General features: G+C 58.7%; 12 protein-coding genes. 3 read left to right on the plus strand and 9 right to left on the minus strand.

Going from position 1 to position 17,930, the window contains the following annotated elements:
* Nucleotides 1-3: 3 nt before the first annotated feature.
* From IEV54_RS04415 to IEV54_RS04435, 5 genes are read right to left on the minus strand one after another with little or no spacing between them, the layout of a single operon-like run.
* On the minus strand, nucleotides 4-2,103 hold the full coding sequence (locus tag IEV54_RS04415; protein WP_150276690.1) for a type IV pilus secretin PilQ: 2,100 nt from the start codon (nucleotides 2,101-2,103) through the stop codon (nucleotides 4-6).
* Between the two features lie 56 nt (nucleotides 2,104-2,159).
* The gene (locus tag IEV54_RS04420) at nucleotides 2,160-2,684 is read right to left on the minus strand and encodes a pilus assembly protein PilP (protein ID WP_150276691.1); all 525 of its coding nucleotides are present in this window, start codon (nucleotides 2,682-2,684) and stop codon (nucleotides 2,160-2,162) included.
* 2 nt (nucleotides 2,685-2,686) lie between these two features.
* Entirely contained in the window at nucleotides 2,687-3,310 is a 624-nt protein-coding gene (locus IEV54_RS04425; RefSeq protein ID WP_150276141.1) for a type IV pilus inner membrane component PilO, read from the minus strand.
* Nucleotides 3,307-3,882, minus strand: coding sequence for a PilN domain-containing protein (locus IEV54_RS04430; RefSeq protein WP_150276142.1), 576 nt, complete (start codon nucleotides 3,880-3,882; stop codon nucleotides 3,307-3,309). The genes IEV54_RS04425 and IEV54_RS04430 overlap by 4 nt, the downstream gene beginning before the upstream one ends.
* Nucleotides 3,882-4,946, minus strand: coding sequence for a pilus assembly protein PilM (locus IEV54_RS04435; RefSeq protein ID WP_150276143.1), 1,065 nt, complete (start codon nucleotides 4,944-4,946; stop codon nucleotides 3,882-3,884). Before IEV54_RS04435 ends, IEV54_RS04430 begins: the two co-directional genes overlap by 1 nt.
* Nucleotides 4,947-5,131: 185 nt before the next feature.
* On the opposite strand from IEV54_RS04435, the gene IEV54_RS04440 reads away from it, so the two are divergent.
* Complete coding sequence (locus IEV54_RS04440) at nucleotides 5,132-7,525, plus strand: penicillin-binding protein 1A (RefSeq protein ID WP_150276144.1); 2,394 nt, start codon at nucleotides 5,132-5,134, stop codon at nucleotides 7,523-7,525.
* Here IEV54_RS04440 and IEV54_RS04445 read toward each other — a convergent pair.
* A complete protein-coding gene (locus IEV54_RS04445) occupies nucleotides 7,483-8,430 on the minus strand; it encodes a LysR family transcriptional regulator (RefSeq protein WP_150276145.1) in 948 nt (315 codons plus the stop codon). The two genes, IEV54_RS04440 and IEV54_RS04445, sit on opposite strands and share 43 nt — an antisense overlap.
* Before the next feature lie 161 nt (nucleotides 8,431-8,591).
* On the opposite strand from IEV54_RS04445, the gene IEV54_RS04450 reads away from it, so the two are divergent.
* Both IEV54_RS04450 and IEV54_RS04455 read left to right on the plus strand, forming a co-directional pair.
* Nucleotides 8,592-10,283, plus strand: a complete 1,692-nt coding sequence (locus IEV54_RS04450) for an AMP-binding protein (RefSeq protein WP_150276146.1) — start codon at nucleotides 8,592-8,594, stop codon at nucleotides 10,281-10,283.
* Nucleotide 10,284: 1 nt separating this feature from the next.
* On the plus strand, nucleotides 10,285-13,563 hold the full coding sequence (locus IEV54_RS04455) for a carboxyl transferase domain-containing protein (RefSeq protein WP_150276147.1): 3,279 nt from the start codon (nucleotides 10,285-10,287) through the stop codon (nucleotides 13,561-13,563).
* A gap of 24 nt (nucleotides 13,564-13,587) precedes the next feature.
* Here IEV54_RS04455 and cydC read toward each other — a convergent pair whose 3' ends face one another.
* From cydC to cydB, 3 genes are read right to left on the minus strand one after another with little or no spacing between them, the layout of a single operon-like run.
* The gene (gene cydC, locus IEV54_RS04460) at nucleotides 13,588-15,267 is read right to left on the minus strand and encodes a thiol reductant ABC exporter subunit CydC (protein WP_150276148.1); all 1,680 of its coding nucleotides are present in this window, start codon (nucleotides 15,265-15,267) and stop codon (nucleotides 13,588-13,590) included.
* Nucleotides 15,260-16,939 carry a thiol reductant ABC exporter subunit CydD gene (cydD, locus tag IEV54_RS04465; protein ID WP_223825337.1) on the minus strand — a complete coding sequence of 560 codons (1,680 nt, stop codon included), beginning with the start codon at nucleotides 16,937-16,939 and terminating at the stop codon, nucleotides 15,260-15,262. Before cydD ends, cydC begins: the two co-directional genes overlap by 8 nt.
* Complete coding sequence (gene cydB, locus IEV54_RS04470) at nucleotides 16,923-17,924, minus strand: cytochrome d ubiquinol oxidase subunit II (RefSeq protein WP_150276692.1); 1,002 nt, start codon at nucleotides 17,922-17,924, stop codon at nucleotides 16,923-16,925. The genes cydD and cydB overlap by 17 nt, the downstream gene beginning before the upstream one ends.
* Between the last annotated feature and the right edge of the window lie 6 nt (nucleotides 17,925-17,930).

Below are 17,930 nucleotides of genomic sequence, written 5' to 3' on the forward strand. Positions count from 1 at the left end.
CGATTACCTGGCCACAGTGATGGCGCCGTTCTTGATAATCCGTGGAGTCAGGAAGATCAGGAGCTCGGACTTCGTCTCTGAAGTCACGTCGCGGCGGAATACCTTCCCGAGCACCGGCAGATCACCAAGGAAAGGTACTTTCATCTGACTGTTCTGGGTTTCACTGGAGAATACGCCACCAATAACGATGGTTTCGCCATCACCCACCAGAATCTTGGCGTTGACCTCATTCTTGCGAATGGTTGGCACACCGTTCACTTCATTGGTGAAGTCGGGCTCATCCTTGGTGACGATGACCTCCATGATCACCTGATTATCCGGCGTGATCTGGGGAGTCACTTCCAGAGACAGAACGGCTTCGGCAAAGGCCGTAGTCGTTGCACCGCTGGAGCTGGCTTCCTGATAAGGAATTTCCGAACCCTTGAGGATTTTGGCTGTTTCCTTGTCTGAGGTGACGACTTTCGGTTGGGAAATGATTTCGCCATTACCCGTGCTTTCCATGGCTGAAAGCTGAAGATCAAGGATTGCGTTATTGGTGATGAAACCGATACCAATTCCCGAGCTCGCACCAATCACACCCATGTCAACAAAAGGAGCATTGACCGCCGGAGTGGGCATTGCTGCGCCGCCGCCGGGGTTACGACCGAAGACCTCATAGCGGTCCCCAAGATCGATACTGCCGCCCCAACGCACACCAAGCGCCTTGTCAAAGCCGACGTTGGCTTCAACGATGCGTGCCTCGATCATTACCTGGCGAACTGGTATGTCAATTTGAGTAATGATGCGGCGCAGTTCGTCGATGCGCTCCTGGGTCAGGGTTACCAGAAGACTGTTGGTACGATCATCGAATATGACCGAGCCGCGCATGTCGTCCTTCAGAGTGCCTGCATTGGCAGTATCTTCATACAGCCCAGCCACATCGGACGCCTTGGCGTAATTGAGCTGGATAATCTCCTTGCGCAAAGGCGCCAGCTCGGCAACCTGTTTCTTTGCCTCCAGCTCCTGGCGCTCACGCGCAGCAATCTCATCAGCCGGTGCAACCAACAACACATTACCAATCTTGCGCTTGTCCAGGCCCTTGGTCTTGAGCACCAGATCCAGAGCCTGATCCCAGGGTACATTTTGCAGGCGCAAGGTGATGCTGCCCTGAACCGTGTCACTGGCTACGAGGTTGAGATCGGTGAAGTCAGCGATCAGCTGCAGTACCGAGCGGACCTCGATATCCTGAAAGTTGAGAGACAATTTCTCGCCGGTGTAGGCGAAGTCCTCGGCACGACGCTGCTCCGCCTCGGTACGACTCAAAGGTTTGAAGCTGACAATCAGACGATCGTCGGTCTGATAGACAAGGTGTTCATAAAAGCCGGTTGGTTCGATATTGATAACTGCATTGCCATTACTGCTGGATGCATTCACAAAGTTGACCGGTGTAGCAAAATCGGTGACGTCCAGCCGAACCCGCAGAGCATCCGGTAACTCGGTATTGGGGAAGTTCAACCGAATCTTGCCACCCTGCTCCTGCACGTCAACCCGTACCGAAGGATCGGACAAATCAATAACGACGTTACCCTCACCCTGATCACCACGCTGAAAGTCCAAACCCCGAATCGCCGATCCGCTGGTTCCGGGACTACTGACTACGGGCTCGTCTGAGGACCTCCAATTACCCGGAACTGCTGTAGCAGTCGCTGGCTGTGCCGCAGGTGCAGCTGCATAACCCGGGGCCGCACCTTCTCCTACCAGCACGTAAAGATCATTGCCATCGGTGCGAGTAGTGTAAGGGACCAGGCTGTCCAGATTGATAATCAACCGAGTGCGATCGTTGGCCTCGACGACCGTCAGACTTCGCGCGTTGCCCATGCCCAGCTCCCGATTACGGGAATCCAGCTGGTTGGTAACGCCCGGCAGGTCAATGGCAATACGCGCAGGCTGCTCGATTGTGTAGCCCTTCGGTGTCGAGAGCACCGGCTCATCGAAAGTCAGCTTGAGTTCAACCCTTTCACCCGGTAGAGAGGCAACATCTAGGTTCTGGAGGTTGGCCGCAAGGGCCAGAGGGCTCAGCAGCGCAATAACCGCGGCGAGCGTAACTTTCTTGGTAAGAGGCATTTGATTGCGTTCCACGCTTGACTGTTTACAGTTCATGATTTCTCTCCCTGGTTGTCCTATCCGCGCACAGGCAAGCTGAGCGTTCGCGGGCGCTCCAACCAACCGCCTTCACCGTCCGGGACGATCTCCATCACCTCGACACGACCTTCTTCGATTGCGATGATGCGTCCATGGTTACGACCCAGATAGTCTCCTACCTGCACCCTATGGACGCTGCCTGCACCTCGAATAAGCGCTTGCATGCCTTGTTCGTCGCTCAGGGTACCAACCATCTCGAACCCCTCGATATTGAAGCCTTCGAGGAACTGTTTGATTCTGTCATCATCTGGCTTGACGTCCTGGGATCCACGCTGCCTCTGAGTCACGTCAACTCGAATAGGTGGCTGGAACGGACTTCTCAATGAAGCTGCACTGTAGGTAAAAGCCTCATATGCCTTGAACCGTGGCAGTGGCTCGATACTTCCTGCAGGCTTGGCCCGCGTATCAGCCATGAATGCCTGCAGATCGCCGAAGCCGCTATCGCCACAGCCGGAAAGGAGCAGGGAGGAAGCAAGGGCCAAGCCCCATACACGCTTGTGCATGATCATTGCTCGCCTCCTGTATCGTTGTAGCGATAGGTACGGGCAAGAATACTCATTTTAAGCAGGTCCCCATTTCCCTCGGTTACCGGCGCGATGCTGAAATCATGCAGCGTAACAATACGCGGCAGGCTGGCAACGCTGCTGACAAAAGAACCCATGTCATGGTAACTGCCCTGCACCACGATCCTTATGGGCAACTCGATATAGAACTGTTTCGCCGTTTCCGGTTGCAGCGTAATGGATTCGAACTCGAGGCCGCTGTTGAGCCCCATCTGGGTTATATCTTCCAGCAGGCCCGGCACCTCGGTGTCGCTTGGCAGCTGCTTGAGCAGCGTACCGAAGCGCTCTTCTATTTCCACCAACTGTTCCTTGTAGGCTTCCAGATTGGCAGCGCGGAAGGATTTGGCTTCAAAGTCCTTGCGCAGGGTAACTTCCTGAGCCTCACTGCGCTCGAGGACCAGCTGTAGATCCTTGAGATGGAAATGGTAGCCGGCAAACAACAAGGCAATAAGTAATACCAGACCGACTATGAACTTCAAGGCACCGGGCCAGGAGCCAACATTATTGAAGTCGATATTGTTGATATCGATCTTCTTGAAGCTATCCATGGATTTAGACAGGCTCATGGCTGCTTCTCCCCAGCGGTACCGGCACTTGGTTCGGTTTGCTTCACTGAAAGCTCAAACACGTTAGCCTGATCCAGCCCACCGGAGGTAACGGCTCGTACCGCGGTCAAATTCGGTGAGGTGAGCCAATCGGACGCATCCATCTGACGCATGAGATTGGAAACCCGGCTGTTGGATTCGGCCCGACCCTTGATGCTGATTGTCGGCCCTTGCATCCCGAGCGAATCAAAGTGCACGCCATCCGGCAGTGTTCTGGCCAACTCATCAAACACTCTGACAATGATCGGCCGATTACCCTGAAGGTCCTGAATGATCTTCATCCGATCGAGAAGTTGCGTGCGACGCGCCTGCAGCTGCTCGATCTCCTTGATACGCGCTTCGAGTAAGGTGATTTCCTTTTGCAGGAACTCGTTACGGGCATTCTGGTGATCAATCTTGCCGTTGAGGAAACGATCCCCGAGAAAAACCAGGCCACCGGCAAAAATGATAATCAGCACCAGAACAGTCATGAATTCTTTCTTGCGCTCTTCCCTGAGCTGCTCGCGCCAGGGTAACAGGTTAATGCGAGCCATTAGTCGAAACTCCTCATTGCCAGACCACAGGCAATCATCAGCGCAGGAGCGTCATTGCTGAGCGCGACGGCGTTGACCTTGTTTGACAGGGTCATGTTTGCAAAGGGGTTGGCAACCAGCGTTGTGGTGCCTATTTTTTGCTGGATCAGTTGATCGAGCCCCGGAATGGAAGCGGTCCCCCCTGCCAGCAGGATATAATCCACATCGTTGTACTGGCCGCCGGCAAAGAAAAACTGCAGAGAGCGCGAGACCTGCTGCACTACCGCATCCTTGAACGGGCTCAACACTTCGCTTTCGTAGTCGTCCGGCAAGCCGCCCTGCTTCTTCGCCAGACCGGCTTCCTCCTGGGAAAGTCCGTAGCGACGCTGAATCTCGTCGGTCAACTGCTTGCCGCCGAAGAGTTGCTCGCGGGTATAGATGATCCGCCCCTTGCTGAGGACGCTGAGGGTCATCATCGTGGCGCCGATATCGATCACCGCAACGGTAACGTCGTCTCGGTCACCCTCAAGCTGATCGATGACCAGCTCGCAGGCACGCTCCATCGCATATGCCTCGACCTCGACTACCCGTGCGTTGAGCCCCGCCAATGCCAGGGCTGCCTCACGGATGTCGACGTTCTCCCGACGACAGGCAGCAAGCAGCACCTCTACCCTCTCGGAATTCCGGGGTGACACACCCTGCACCTCAAAGTCGATGGCGACTTCATCGAGAGGATAGGGAATGTACTGATCCGCCTCGAGCTTGATCTGCTCTTCCATCTCGTCAGGATCGAGACCCGCATCCATTTCGATGGTTTTGGTAATGACGGCGGAGCCGGCAACCGCAACGGCAGCCTGCTTCAGCGAACTGCGTGATCGGGCCAGGACTTTCTCCAGCGCCTGACCAACACCTTCGAGCTCGACGATATTCTTCTCGACGACCGCACTTGGTGGGAGGGGTTCAACCGCATAGGCTTCGACCTTGTAGCGGTTGCCGGAGCGACTGAGTTCAAGCAGCTTCACAGTAGTGGAGCTGATATCGATACCCAGAAGCGTATTCGCTTTTTTCTTTATGAGCCCTAGCACAGCCAATTTCCTATCAGCATCCGACACTTACGGACGGTTTATGTTTTCCTACATTAAATAACAGACCTAGCACAAGCGCAAATAGCTAAAACAAAAAAAATACGCTTATAATGGAGTCTGTTAACCCGTTCTCATCTGGCCTCATCCCTAACCATTTCATTTGACAGGGAATTCGCTTCTCCCCCATGCCATTTTTAAAATTTATATTCTGGTCAATAATTGCTCTCGTCAGTGCCCCAATCCTTGTTTTGAGCGGGGTAGCCCTGTATCTCAGCCCGGATTTGCCTGATGTCGACGCTTTACGTGACCTTCAGTTACAAACCCCTTTGCGGATATATAGCACAGATAATCGACTCATAGCAGAATTCGGTGAGATGCGTCGAATTCCAATAAGCTATGACCAGATACCGCCCGATTTCATCAATGCTTTGCTGGCCGCTGAAGACGACAATTTTCTAAACCATCGTGGCGTAGACCCGATGGGCCTGCTGCGCGCTGTTGTTGAACTGGTACAAACCGGCCAGATCCAAACAGGCGGTAGTACTATCACCATGCAGGTGGCAAAGAACTATTTCTTGAGCAGCGAACGTGTTTTTTCCCGCAAATTCAACGAAATTCTGCTTGCTCTGCAAATAGAGCGAAGCCTCGATAAACGGGAGATATTCGAACTCTACGTCAACAAGATATATTTGGGCAATCGTGCATATGGAATAGAGGCTGCAGCCCAGATCTACTTTGGCAAGTCGATTGACCAACTCGACCTTGCCGATCTGGCCATGATCGCCAGCCTGCCAAAGGCTCCATCACGTTACAACCCTGTCTCCAATCCGGAAAGAACGTTGATTCGTCGTAACTGGATTCTGGGCCGAATGCTCAGTCTTGGCAATATCGATCAGCAAACCTATGAAGACGCTGTCGCCAAGCCGATAAAGGCGACCAAGTACGAGGCAAAGGCCGAGCTCGAGGCGCCCTATGTCGCTGAAATGGCTCGCCTGGAGATGGTCGAGCGTTTCGGTGATGACGCCTACACAAGCGGCTATCATGTTTACACCACTGTCGATAGCAGCCTGCAGACCCTCGCCAACCGCTCACTGCGTGAAGGTCTCATGGAATACGACCGGCGGCACGGATACAAGGGGCCGGAGGCGAGCAACCCTGAAGCTACGCCCGATCAGTGGGAAACCCTTCTTAGGCCCTACCGGGAGATGGGCGGATTATTGCCCGCAGTCGTCACTGCCGTCAGCGCTGATAAAGCTCTGATTCAGATGCGCGGCGGCGCCCTCGGCGAGATACCCTGGGAAGGCATGCGCTGGGCCCGAAAGCACATCAACACCAACAGCCTGGGGCCAAATCCGAGGTCCCCTTCGGACGTGCTCGATGTTGGGGACATCATCCGGGTAATGCATGAAGAAGATGTTCGCTATCGGCTCGCCCAGATTCCAAAAGCCCAGGGGGCCCTGGTAGTGCTCTCTCCGGACGACGGCAGCATTCAGGCTCTGGTCGGCGGCTTCTCCTTCGAGCAAAGTAAATATAACCGTGTCACCCAGGCGAAACGTCAGCCAGGCTCCAGCTTCAAACCCTTTCTCTACAGTGCAGCTCTCGACCATGGCTATACACCCGCAAGCCTGGTGAACGATGCGCCTCTGGTAGTAGATGATGGCCACATGGAAGAAGCATGGCGGCCAAGAAACTCGGGGGGCGATTTTCTCGGCCCGATCAGACTGCGTGAAGCACTCTACCGCTCACGCAATCTGGTCTCTATCCGCCTGCTGCAGGACATCGGTGTGGATCGGGCGCTTACCTACATTGAACGCTTCGGTTTCAGTCGTCGCGAACTACCGCGAAATCTTTCAGCCGCCCTGGGAACACCGGAACTGACGCCGCTGCAGATTGCCCAGGGTTACACCACCATTGCCAATGGCGGCTACGCAGTCAAACCGTACCTGATCGAGCGGATTCAGGACCACCAGAGCGGAGTCATCGACTTTGCCAGACCCGCAGTTACGCCCAAGGTGATCGAAGCCCATCAGCTACGTGTAGAACAATACCGTGCAATATCGACAGTGCCGGATTTGGAGATACCTTCGGCAGAGCGTGTGATTGACCCTCGCACAACCTACCAGCTAACCAGCATGCTCAAGGACGTCATCACCCGCGGCACCGCTGCCCGGGCGCGTGCATTGCAGCGGCCTGACCTGGCGGGCAAGACCGGCACCACCAACGAGCAGAAGGACGCCTGGTTCTCCGGATACAACGGCGACCTGGTTGCCACGGTGTATGTTGGGTTCGACCAGCCAGCCACTCTGGGCCGCAGGGAATACGGCGGTACAGCAGCACTTCCAGTATGGATGACATTCATGGCCGAAGCTCTGGAAGACCGACCGGAGAGCACCCAACCCATGCCGGATGGGCTGGTGAACGCGCGGATTGATCCTGATACCGGCCGGACCGCCCGACCCGGAAGCGACAACGCCCTGTTCGAAGTATTCAAGGAGGAGGACGCCCCTCCCTCATTCAGCGAACTGGATGCCGGCGGCTACTCAAGCGAAGGCGCCGTCACACCTCTCGAACTGTTCTGAGCCAGAGCAGATACCTGCTGGCGCAGCCAGCGGTTCACTGGGTCGTGCTCCGCGGCCTCATGCCAGTACAGGTTGAGGCCGATAGAGGGCAACGGTAGCGGCATATCCAGCAAGCGATTGCCAAGTGCCGCATTTACCAGCTCTGCATGACGCCGTGACATGGTCAGCAGCAAGTCACTCTGCGCCACTACCAGGCTGGCGGCCTGGTAGTTCTGACACCGCTGCACGACCCGTCGCATCAAACCCATATGCCCCAGCGCCAGATCTTCATAGGATAACCCTCGACGCCATGACGCTACAGCAATATGGTCGCTTTCAAGGTATCGATCGGTAGTCAACTCGCCCTCGAAACCCGGTCCTGCAACCACGCAGAGGGGCTCCGACAGCAACTGCATCTGGCGCAGACTGGCCTCTACCGGCCGCGCGATCTGTACCGCCAGGTCAATGCGCCCGGCTGCCAGTTCCAACTTCAGCTCCGACCATCTCAGCCCCGCCGTGCGCACCCTGCATCCGGGAGCGCTGCGACGTAGGTGGGTGAGCAAGGGAGGCAGCAATACCATCTCCAGTTGCTCCGGCAGACTCAAGGTAAAGGTGCGCTCATCACGCAAGGGGTCGAAGTCCTGCAGCCCCTCCAGACTCCTCTGCAAGCGCGCCAGACTATCGCTGATCACTGGCGCCAGCCTCTGCGCCAGCACAGTAGGCATGACGCCTCGCCCCTCACGTACAAAAAGTGGATCCGCAAAATGCTCGCGCAGGCGTGCAAGGGAATGACTGACCGCAGACTGACTGACATGCAGTACCGCTGCCGAGCGCGTCAGACTGCGTTCGCGAAAAATCACTTCGAAAACCCTGAAGAGGTTCAGATCCATGCGCGCAAGCGATGGAATGCCATTCATTTCATTCATGTGAAGAAGCTCTGGATCGGTAGCGTGCGACACTCACCCCGCCGCCCTCCCAATATTATGAAATTGATTCATGATTATAGATGAATAACCTTCGCTTCACCCCGCGGCTTCCTGGGCCTAAGCTGCTCAGCACAAGATCAATAATCCACGGAGACAAGCCGATGCGGGAACATGAGTATCTGTCGACATTGCGTAACCTGCAGGAAGCAGCCTGGCCGAGGGGCGCACCCACCGAAGCTGTTTACCCCCTGGGCGAGCAGCCAATCACCCGCTATCTGCAGCACTGGGCAAAAAGCACTCCGGATAAAACCGCCATCCATTTCTACGGCCACCAGCTCAGCTATGCAGAACTGGACGATCTCAGTGATCGCTTCTCTGCGCTGCTCTACCAGCACGGTATCGGCGCCGGCGACCGGGTTGCGGTGTTCATGCCCAATTGCCCGCAATTACACATCGCCTTCTACGGCATTCTGAAAGCCGGAGCCATTCACGCTCCCGTCAGCCCGATGGCCAAGGGTATGGAGTTGGGCTATCAACTCCAGGACAGCGGCGCCAGCGCCATAGTCTGTTTTGATCAGCTGCTGCCGGTGATACGCGAAGTGCGGGCCGAAACCGACCTGAAACTGGTCATCAGTACCAGCCTCTCCGAACTGTGCCCCACCACTCCCTCGATACCCGTACCCGATCTGCTGCAGGCGCCCAAACTGGCCATTACCGACAGCATCGATATGCTGCCGGCCCTGGAAAAGCTCGCACCTGCAACGAACCTGCCGGAACTGCAGCTGGATGATATTGCCGCACTGAACTACACCGGCGGCACCACCGGCCTGCCCAAGGGCTGCATACACACTCATGGCGACATGCTTTATACCTGCGCCAGCTTCATGCCTGTCGCCCTGGGTCTGGATCTGGACCGTGTGAGCCTGAATTTCATGCCGGAATTCTGGATTGCCGGCGAAAATGCCGGCCTGCTGTTTCCCGTCTTTGCCGGAACCACCATGGTGCTGCTGGCGCGGTGGGATGCCCTTGCGTTCATGAGTGCAGTGCAGCATTACCGGGTCGGCCACACCGGCCTGTTGGTCGACAGCGCTTCGGAAGTACTGGATCACCCGAGGGTCAGCGAGTTCGACTTCAGCTCCCTTGCCGTCACCAGCTGCGTTTCCTTTATAAAAAAGCTCACACCGGAATATCGTCGCCGCTGGCGCGAGCTGACCGGCTGCACCCTGTTCGAAACCAGTTTCGGCATGACCGAGACGCATACCTGCGATACCTTTACCGCCGGCATGCAGGATGACGACTTCGATTTGCGCTCGGCGCCCACCTTTGTCGGCCTGCCGGTACCCGGCACCGAATTCAAGGTGTGTGATTTCGCCACCGGCGAGCTGCTACCCCTGGGTGCCGAGGGTGAACTGTGCGTGCGCACACCGTCACTGCTCAAGGGTTACTGGAACAAGCCCGAGGCCAGCGCCGAGGCCCTGCGTGATGGCTGGCTGCATACCGGCGACAGCGGCGTGATCACCGAACAGGGCCACATTCGCTATCTGGGACGACGCAAGGAAATGCTCAAGGTCAACGGCATGAGCGTGTTCCCCAGTGAGCTCGAAGCGATGCTCGGCCAGCATCCGGACATTCTGGCTTCGGCAGTGATCGGCCGGGCGGACGAACAGCGTGGTGAGATGCCTCTGGCTTTTATAGTCGCCAAGCCCGGCAGCGGACTGACTGCCGACGTATTACATCAGTGGTGCAAGAAAGCCATGGCGGTGTACAAGATACCCGAAATCCGGCTGGTCGAATCCTTACCCATGACAGCAACCGGCAAGGTCAAAAAACAGGAACTGCAGGAATGGATCTGATATGAACTTCAAGCGTCTGCTGATCGCCAATCGCGGCGAGATCGCCATCCGCCTGGCCCGCGCCGCGGCTGAACTGGATATCCCTACCCTTGCCATCTACGCCGAAGATGACAGCGAATCCCTGCATGTGCGCAAGGCCGATCAGGCGGTAGCCCTGAGCGGTCGCGGTGCCAGCGCCTACCTGGACGCAGCGCAGATCATTGCCATAGCACGTGAGCACGGCTGCGATGCGATACATCCAGGGTACGGTTTTCTCAGCGAAAACGCGGATTTCGCCCGCCGCTGCCATAGCGCCGGCATCGTCTTCATTGGGCCCGACGCCTCGGTACTCGACACCTTTGGCGACAAGGCCAGTGCCCGACGCCTGGCCAGCCAGTGCGGCGTACCGCTGGGCCAGGGCACCAACCAGGCAACCAGCCTCGAACAGGCCATGCAATTTCTGCAGGATCAAGGCCCGGGCGGAGCAGTGATGCTCAAGGCCCTGGCCGGTGGCGGTGGCCGCGGGATGCGCGCTGTATATAGCCTGGATGAACTCGACGAGGCCTATGCCCGCTGCACCTCGGAAGCCCAGGCCGCCTTCGGCACCGGTGATCTCTACGTTGAGCGACTGATTCGCAATGCCCGGCATATCGAAGTGCAGATCATCGGTGATGGCAGCAACGTTAGCCATGTATGGGAACGCGAATGTACCCTGCAGCGGCGCAACCAGAAACTGCTGGAAGTAGCGCCAAGCCCGAGCCTTGCCCCGGAGCAACGTGACCAGTTGCTGGAAGCAGCCCTGACCCTGGCCAAGACAGCAGGCTATCGCGGTCTGGGTACTTTCGAATTTCTGCTCGACGAAGATGCTGGCGACTTCGTGTTCATGGAAGCCAACCCGCGCATCCAGGTCGAGCACACCGTTACCGAAGCGGTCACCGGCCTGGATCTGGCGCAGATTCAGATTCGCCTGGCTGCCGGGGCGACGCTCAGCGACCTACGGTTGACCCAGTCGCAGATCCCGGCCCCGCGCGGATTTGCAGTGCAGCTACGGGTCAATCTGGAAAACATGTCTGCCGATGGCAGTGCCCGCCCCGCTGGCGGCACCCTTACCGCCTACGAGCCACCCAGTGGGCCGGGCATCAGGGTCGACGGATACGGTTACAGTGGCTACACCACCAGCCCCAGCTTCGACTCCCTGCTGGCCAAGGTCATTGTTCAGGCCGATGCCGATTACCCCGCCGTGCTGCGCCGCGCCTATCGCGCCCTCTGCGAGTTTCGGCTGGAAGGTGTCAGCAGCAATCTTGCCTTTCTGCAGAACCTGCTCGGCAATGCACAGGTTCAGGCCAATGACGTCACTACTGCGTTTATCGAGCAGCATGCTGCTGAGCTGGTCGACAGGAGCGCGCACCCAAACCTGTTTTTCCCACAGAAAACTGCGCAAGCCCACCAGAACGCCAGTCAGATCACCGCGCCCCCGGGTACCGAGCCGCTGAACGCGCCCGTGCAAGGTGTGCTGGTTGCTCTGTCAGTGCAGCCCGGTGATGCCATTGCGGTCGGCCAACAGGTCGCCGTGATGGAATCGATGAAAATGGAATTCGAGGTCAAGGCCACGCAAAGCGGTATCGTCCGCGAGCTACTGGTCGAAGCTGGCGCCAGTCTGTTCGAAGGCAGTCCATTGCTGTTCCTCGAACCCGCCGATGTGGCCGCAGGCGAGCAATCCAACGAAGAGCAGATCGATATTGCGCATATTCGTGCCGATCTCGCCGAAGTCCTCGAACGGCAGGCCGACCTGACCGACGAGCGCCGCCCTGCCGCCGTTGCAAAAAGGCGCAAGACCGGTCAGCGCACCGCCCGCGAAAATCTCGCAGACCTGCTCGATGACGGCAGCTTCAAGGAATACGGCTCCATGGCCCTGGCGGCACAACGCGGCCGTCGCACCCATGAAGAGCTCTTGGCCATGAGCCCGGCGGACGGCTTGATCAATGGCATCGGCACTATCAATGCCGACCTGTTTGGCGAGCACGTCAGTCGCTGCATGGCCCTGTCCTACGACTACACCGTATTCGCCGGCACCCAGGGCGCGATGAACCACAAGAAAACCGACCGCATGCTCGATCTGGCCGAGAAATGGAAGTTGCCCGTGGTGTTCTTTACCGAGGGCGGCGGCGGCCGGCCCGGTGATATCGACAAGGTGGGCGTTGCCGGTCTGGACTGCACCACGTTCATGCGCATGGCCAGCCTGAGCGGTCAGGTGCCGCTAGTGGGTGTGGTTTCCGGTCGCTGTTTCGCCGGCAACGCCGCCTTGCTGGGGTGTTGCGACGTAGTCATCGCCACCGAGAACGCGACCATCGGTATGGCCGGACCGGCTATGATCGAGGGTGGCGGCCTGGGCAGCTATACGCCGGAGCAGGTCGGGCCCACCAGCGTGCAAGGTCCCAACGGCGTGGTGGATGTGGTCGTCAAGGACGAGGCTGAAGCCACACGCGTGGCCAAGCAATACCTGGCCTACTTCCAGGGCGACATGAAGAACTGGGAAACCGCCGACCAGCGCGAATTGCGCCACCTGATCCCGGAAAATCGTTTGCGTGTTTACGACATCCGCCAGGTCATCGGGACCTTGGCCGATAGCGGCTCGGTGCTGGAGCTGCGCCGTCAGTTCGCCCCCGGCATGATCACCGCACTGATCCGTATCGAAGGCCGCCCGTTCGGTCTGCTGGCCAACAACCCCATGCATCTGGGCGGCGCGATCGATGCAGCGGGTGGCGACAAAGCCGCCCGCTTCATGCAGCTGTGCCAGGCCCATGGCCTGCCGATGGTCTCGCTGTGCGACACGCCCGGTTTCATGGTCGGACCGGAAGCCGAGCAACAGGCGACCGTGCGCCACGTCTCGCGCATGTTCGTCACCGCAGCCAGTCTGAAGATCCCGTTCATGACCGTAGTGCTGCGCAAGGGCTATGGGCTGGGTGCCCAGGCCATGGCCGCCGGCAGCTTCCAGGCGCCGCTGTTCACCATCGCCTGGCCCAGCAGCGAGTTTGGCGCTATGGGTCTGGAAGGCGCGGTACGCCTGGGTTACGCCAAGGAGCTGGCAGCTATCGAGGATGAAAACGAGCGTAACGCGATGTACGAGAAACTGGTCGCCGAGCTGTATCAGCGGGGCAAGGGCGTGAGCATGGCGAGCTTCCTGGAGATCGACGCGGTAATTGATCCGCTGGAAACCCGGGACTGGCTGCTGCGGGGTCTCAACTCGGCACCCACCGAGTCACTGCGTAAGGGGCTGCGCCCCTTTGTGGATACCTGGTAATGCGGTAGGTCCGCGACTTGATGCCTACAGGTCGGCCATCGACAATACTCGGCCGGCCTGGGGCAGCAAACCTGCATCATGCCCCAGCAGCAGTGCCGTTCGCCCGGCAAGCCAGGGTTCCATGCGGGCGATTACACGCTTGCGCGTCGCCGCATCCAGACCGCTGAAGGGCTCGTCCAGAATCACCACTGGCGCCTCCTTGAGCAGTACCCGGGCCAGAGCCAGTCGTCGCCCCTCCCCGCCCGAGAACTGCTTGCCTGATTCGCCGACCCAGGTGTTGATCCCGGCAGGCAAACCACTGACCAACTCGGCCAGGTCAACCATCTCCAACACCCGCCAGAGCTGTTCGTCAGTTGCGGCAGGATTGCCCAGTAACAGGTTGGCGGCGATGCTGTCGTGGAGTAATTCGGTCTGTTGCGTCAGATAGCCCACTTGCGCCCGCCATTGGGTCAGCGACAGTTGATGCAGCCGGGTGCTGCCCAACTGTATGCCGCCCAGCGGAGTGCCGCCCACAGTCATCTGGCCGATCTCCGGATCAATCAGACGCGCAGCCAGCGCTGCCAGCGTCGATTTCCCCGAGCCTGAGGGTCCGATCAAAGCCAATCGCTCTCCATGATGAAGAGTCAGATTGACGTTTTGCAAACCTGCGTACGGCACGCACACATCCTGCCATTGCAGGGTCAGATCAGTCGGTACTTCGGCGGGTTTTTCCGGGTCCACCAGAGCCGTACTCATTGCCGTCTGCTGGTTCAACCGTCTGGCCGCTGCCCGGGTGCTACCATATTGGGCAAAGGCCGCGGGCAGACCGGCAAATCCTTCGCTCAATGCCATCAGCGCCAGCGGGATCATCACCGCCACCGGGCCGGACAACAGCCCTTCGGAATACGCCTGGATGGCGCCGAACAGACCAACCACCACGGCGCCCATGACACCCAGAGTTGCCAGTGCCTGACCCAGCGCAATACGACCCTGGAGCGCCAGTTGATCGTCGAGCATCTGCTGGCTGCGTTGGAGCAGGTGCCGGCGGTGCAGCTCCAGGGTGCCCGCCGCTGTCAGCTCAGCCATACCCTGTAACTGCTCAACGGCCTGCACCCGCAATCCGTCCAGTTGCTCTACCCGCCGCGCGCTGTAGTGCAAGCCAATTCGCGCCATCCCCAACGTCAGAATCAACAACACAGCAAGCAGCACTACTCCGATCAACAACGCCAGGGAAAGATGAAAAACCGCGATCAGAGCGCTTACCAGCACAACGCCCAGCAGGGCCACCAGGGGCGGTGCCAGCAGACGCAGATAAAGCGTATCGAGAGTGTCGATGTCAGCCGTCAGACGGTTGAGCCACTGCGCTGCCCGCAGCCGGCTTAACGTAGCACCGTCCAATACCGCCAGTGCGGCAAAGTGCCGGCCGCGCAGATCCGCAAGCAGGCTCAGCACCGTGTTGTGATTGAAAACCCGCTCAGAGTACCGCGCCACCGTGCGCGTCAGGGCAAAAAAGCGGATGCCGCCACCCGGCATGTATACATCAAACATCACCCGCTGCCCGGCGGCCCACAATAAAGCCGTCACGCCGGTGGCGGTGATAAACCAACCCGAAAGCGCCAGCAGACCCACCGCACTGAACAACGTCAGCGCCAACAACAGCGCACCCACCCAGAGGCGGCCACGACGCTGCATGATCATCTGCAACCAGGGGCTGAGGTCAGACATCGACGAGTCTCCCCCGGGCGATCTCGATACGCCGCTCCGCCAGCGCCATCAGGGCTGGATGATGGGTAGCAATGATCAGGGTTTTTCCACTGCCTGCCAGCGCGCGCAGGGCTGCTATTACCTCGGCTTCGCTCTGTTCGTCGAGGCTGGCCGTCGGTTCGTCCAGCAACACCAGCTGCGCATCCGACAGCCATACGCGCGCCAGCGCCAGGCGCTGTGCCTGGCCACCGGACAATCCGCGACCACCTTCCCCCAGGTGCGTGTGTAAACCCTCTGGCTGGGCGGCCAGAACCGAGCCCAGGCCGACAGCCTCAACAGCGTGCAGCATGGCATGCTCATCGGCGTCAGGCGCAGTAAGACGTAGATTGTCGGCCCAGGTCCCCTGGATCAGAAAAGGCCGCTGCCCAAGCCACGCAACAGGTTGCCGACCGGGCAATAGACCGAACAGGCTGATGCTGCCGGCGTCGGGTTGCACAAAGCCGGCCATGCAATGCAGAAGACTGGACTTACCGGACCCCGACGGCCCCACCAGCGCAACAACCTGGCCACGGGTGAGCGTCAAGGTGATGTCGTTGAGCACCCGGCCCCGCTCAGGATAAGCCAGTGAGAGGTTCTGCAAAGATATGCTGTTGTCATCCGCACCGCGGCTGAGGCTGTCAGCCTGATCGAGGTCTGCCGATTCGAGCTGCAACGCGCCCAGGCTGTCTGCTGCCCCGAGTGCCGCAGCGCGATCGTGATAGGACTGCGCCAGGCTGCGCAGGGGCTGGAAGAACTCCGGCGCAAGCAGCAGGATGAACAGGCCGGAAAACAATGTCAGTTGGGCCGCAGGACCGTACTGGATATACCCCAGCAGGCCAAAGCCGATGTACATCGCCGCCACGGCGATGGCCACCGAGGCGAAGAACTCCAATACGGCCGAAGACAGAAAGGCAATGCGCAATGTTCGCATGGTTACCGCACGATAGCGTTCGGCTGCGGCCTCTACCGACAGCGTAGCCGCCCCCACCTGACCAAACAATTGCAGGCTGGTGAGGCTGCGCACCCGATCAAGAAAATGCCCGGCCAGACGGCCTGCTTCGAGCACGTGTTGCTGACTGACCCTCTCCGCGCTCATGCCCACCAGCGCCATGAACAGCGGAATCAACGGCGCGGCAAACAGCAGGAAGAGTGCCGCCAGCCAGTCAAGCCAGAACACCACCAGCAGAATCGACAGGGGGGACAACAAGGCAAGCCACTGTTGTGGCAGGTATCGGGCGTAATAACCGTCCAAGGCCTCGACCTGCTCAACCCATTGATTGGTCAGAGTCGCACTGGAGCGGTCAGCAAGACGCACGGGGCCCAGCAGGGCCCAATGGTTAGCCAGTTGGCAGCGCACCTGCTGACGTACCTGCGCGCTCGCATGCTGGGCGCAACGCTCCTGGGCATATTGCATCAAGACGCGGAAAACGATAGCCAGAACCAGGCCCACAGCCGGCCAGAACAACGCCACAGGGGGTACATCTGCAATCAGTAATGCATGCACTAACCAGGCAATCAGCCCCATCTGCACAACGATAGTCAGCGTGTGTAAAACACCCAACACCACCGCTGCGCGCAGCCAGGGCCTGATCGGCAGACCCTGTTGCCGCAACCAGTCACGGCTGCGGCGCCCCGACTCAGTGATAGCCTTCACCGACACGGACCTTGCCGCGGAATACCCAGTAGGTCCAGGCTGTGTAGGCCAGGATGATCGGAATCACAAACAGCATGCCGAGTAGCAGGAACAACTGTGATTCCGGCGCGGACGCCGCATCCCATAGGGTGAAGTTCGGCGGAATCACATAGGGCCAACGGGTCCAGAGCAAACCGAAATAGGTCGACGCAAACATCGCCATGGTGGCAATAAACGGGATCGCCTCCTTGCGCTTTCTCAGGCTACGCCAGATCTGGAAGGCGAAGAACGTTGCCAGCACCGGGAAGATCCATATCCAGCGAATCTCGGCGAACCAACGCTCGAAGGCCGCAGGATCGACCGAGGGAGTCCAGATGCTGATGATCGCAAATACCGCCAGCACCGCACCCAGCAACCAGGGCGCCAGACCGTAGGCCCACTCCTGAATGTACCCTTCCGTTTTCATGATCAACCAGGTGCAACCCAGCAAAGCATAGCCAGCCATCAACCCAAGCCCGGTAGTCACGGTGAAGGGCGTCAGCCAGTCGAACGCGCCGCCCGCATAGGCAAGACCCTCTGTTTCATAACCCTGAATGTAGGAACCCACTACCACGCCCTGGGCAAAGGCTGCGAGAAAGGAGCCACCGGCAAACGCCCAGTTCCAGAGGTAGCGTGAGCTCTTGGCCTTGAAGCGAAACTCGAAGGCTACACCGCGGAAAATCAGACCCGCGAGCATCAGAAAGACACCGATATAAAGCGCCGGCAACAGGATCGAGTAGACCAGCGGGAAGGCACCCAGCAAGCCAGCACCACCGAGCACCAGCCAGGTTTCGTTACCGTCCCAGACTGGCGCTACCGAATTCATCATCACATCGCGGGCATCCTCGTCCGGGGCGAACGGGAACAGCATTCCTACGCCCAGATCGAAGCCGTCCATCAGCACGTACATGATCACAGCGAAGGCGATGATCATTGCCCAGATCATTGATAAATCGAAGATTTCCATATCCAT

Origin of the sequence: Halopseudomonas salina, from assembly GCF_014637955.1 — a bacterium.
Classification (GTDB): Bacteria; Pseudomonadota; Gammaproteobacteria; order Pseudomonadales; family Pseudomonadaceae; genus Halopseudomonas; species Halopseudomonas salina.

Bases quoted from the DNA above. Each gene is read 5' to 3' on its own strand.
- IEV54_RS04430 (WP_150276142.1), bottom strand. From the start codon at position 3,882: ATGGCTCGCATTAACCTGTTACCCTGGCGCGAGCAGCTCAGGGAAGAG.
- cydB (WP_150276692.1), bottom strand. From the start codon at position 17,924: ATGGAAATCTTCGATTTATCAATGATCTGGGCAATGATCATCGCCTTC.
- IEV54_RS04455 (WP_150276147.1), top strand. From the start codon at position 10,285: ATGAACTTCAAGCGTCTGCTGATCGCCAATCGCGGCGAGATCGCCATC.
- IEV54_RS04440 (WP_150276144.1), top strand. From the start codon at position 5,132: ATGCCATTTTTAAAATTTATATTCTGGTCAATAATTGCTCTCGTCAGT.
- IEV54_RS04415 (WP_150276690.1), bottom strand. From the start codon at position 2,103: ATGCCTCTTACCAAGAAAGTTACGCTCGCCGCGGTTATTGCGCTGCTG.
- IEV54_RS04445 (WP_150276145.1), bottom strand. From the start codon at position 8,430: ATGAATGAAATGAATGGCATTCCATCGCTTGCGCGCATGGATCTGAAC.
- IEV54_RS04420 (WP_150276691.1), bottom strand. From the start codon at position 2,684: ATGCACAAGCGTGTATGGGGCTTGGCCCTTGCTTCCTCCCTGCTCCTT.
- cydC (WP_150276148.1), bottom strand. From the start codon at position 15,267: ATGTCTGACCTCAGCCCCTGGTTGCAGATGATCATGCAGCGTCGTGGC.
- IEV54_RS04425 (WP_150276141.1), bottom strand. From the start codon at position 3,310: ATGAGCCTGTCTAAATCCATGGATAGCTTCAAGAAGATCGATATCAAC.
- IEV54_RS04450 (WP_150276146.1), top strand. From the start codon at position 8,592: ATGCGGGAACATGAGTATCTGTCGACATTGCGTAACCTGCAGGAAGCA.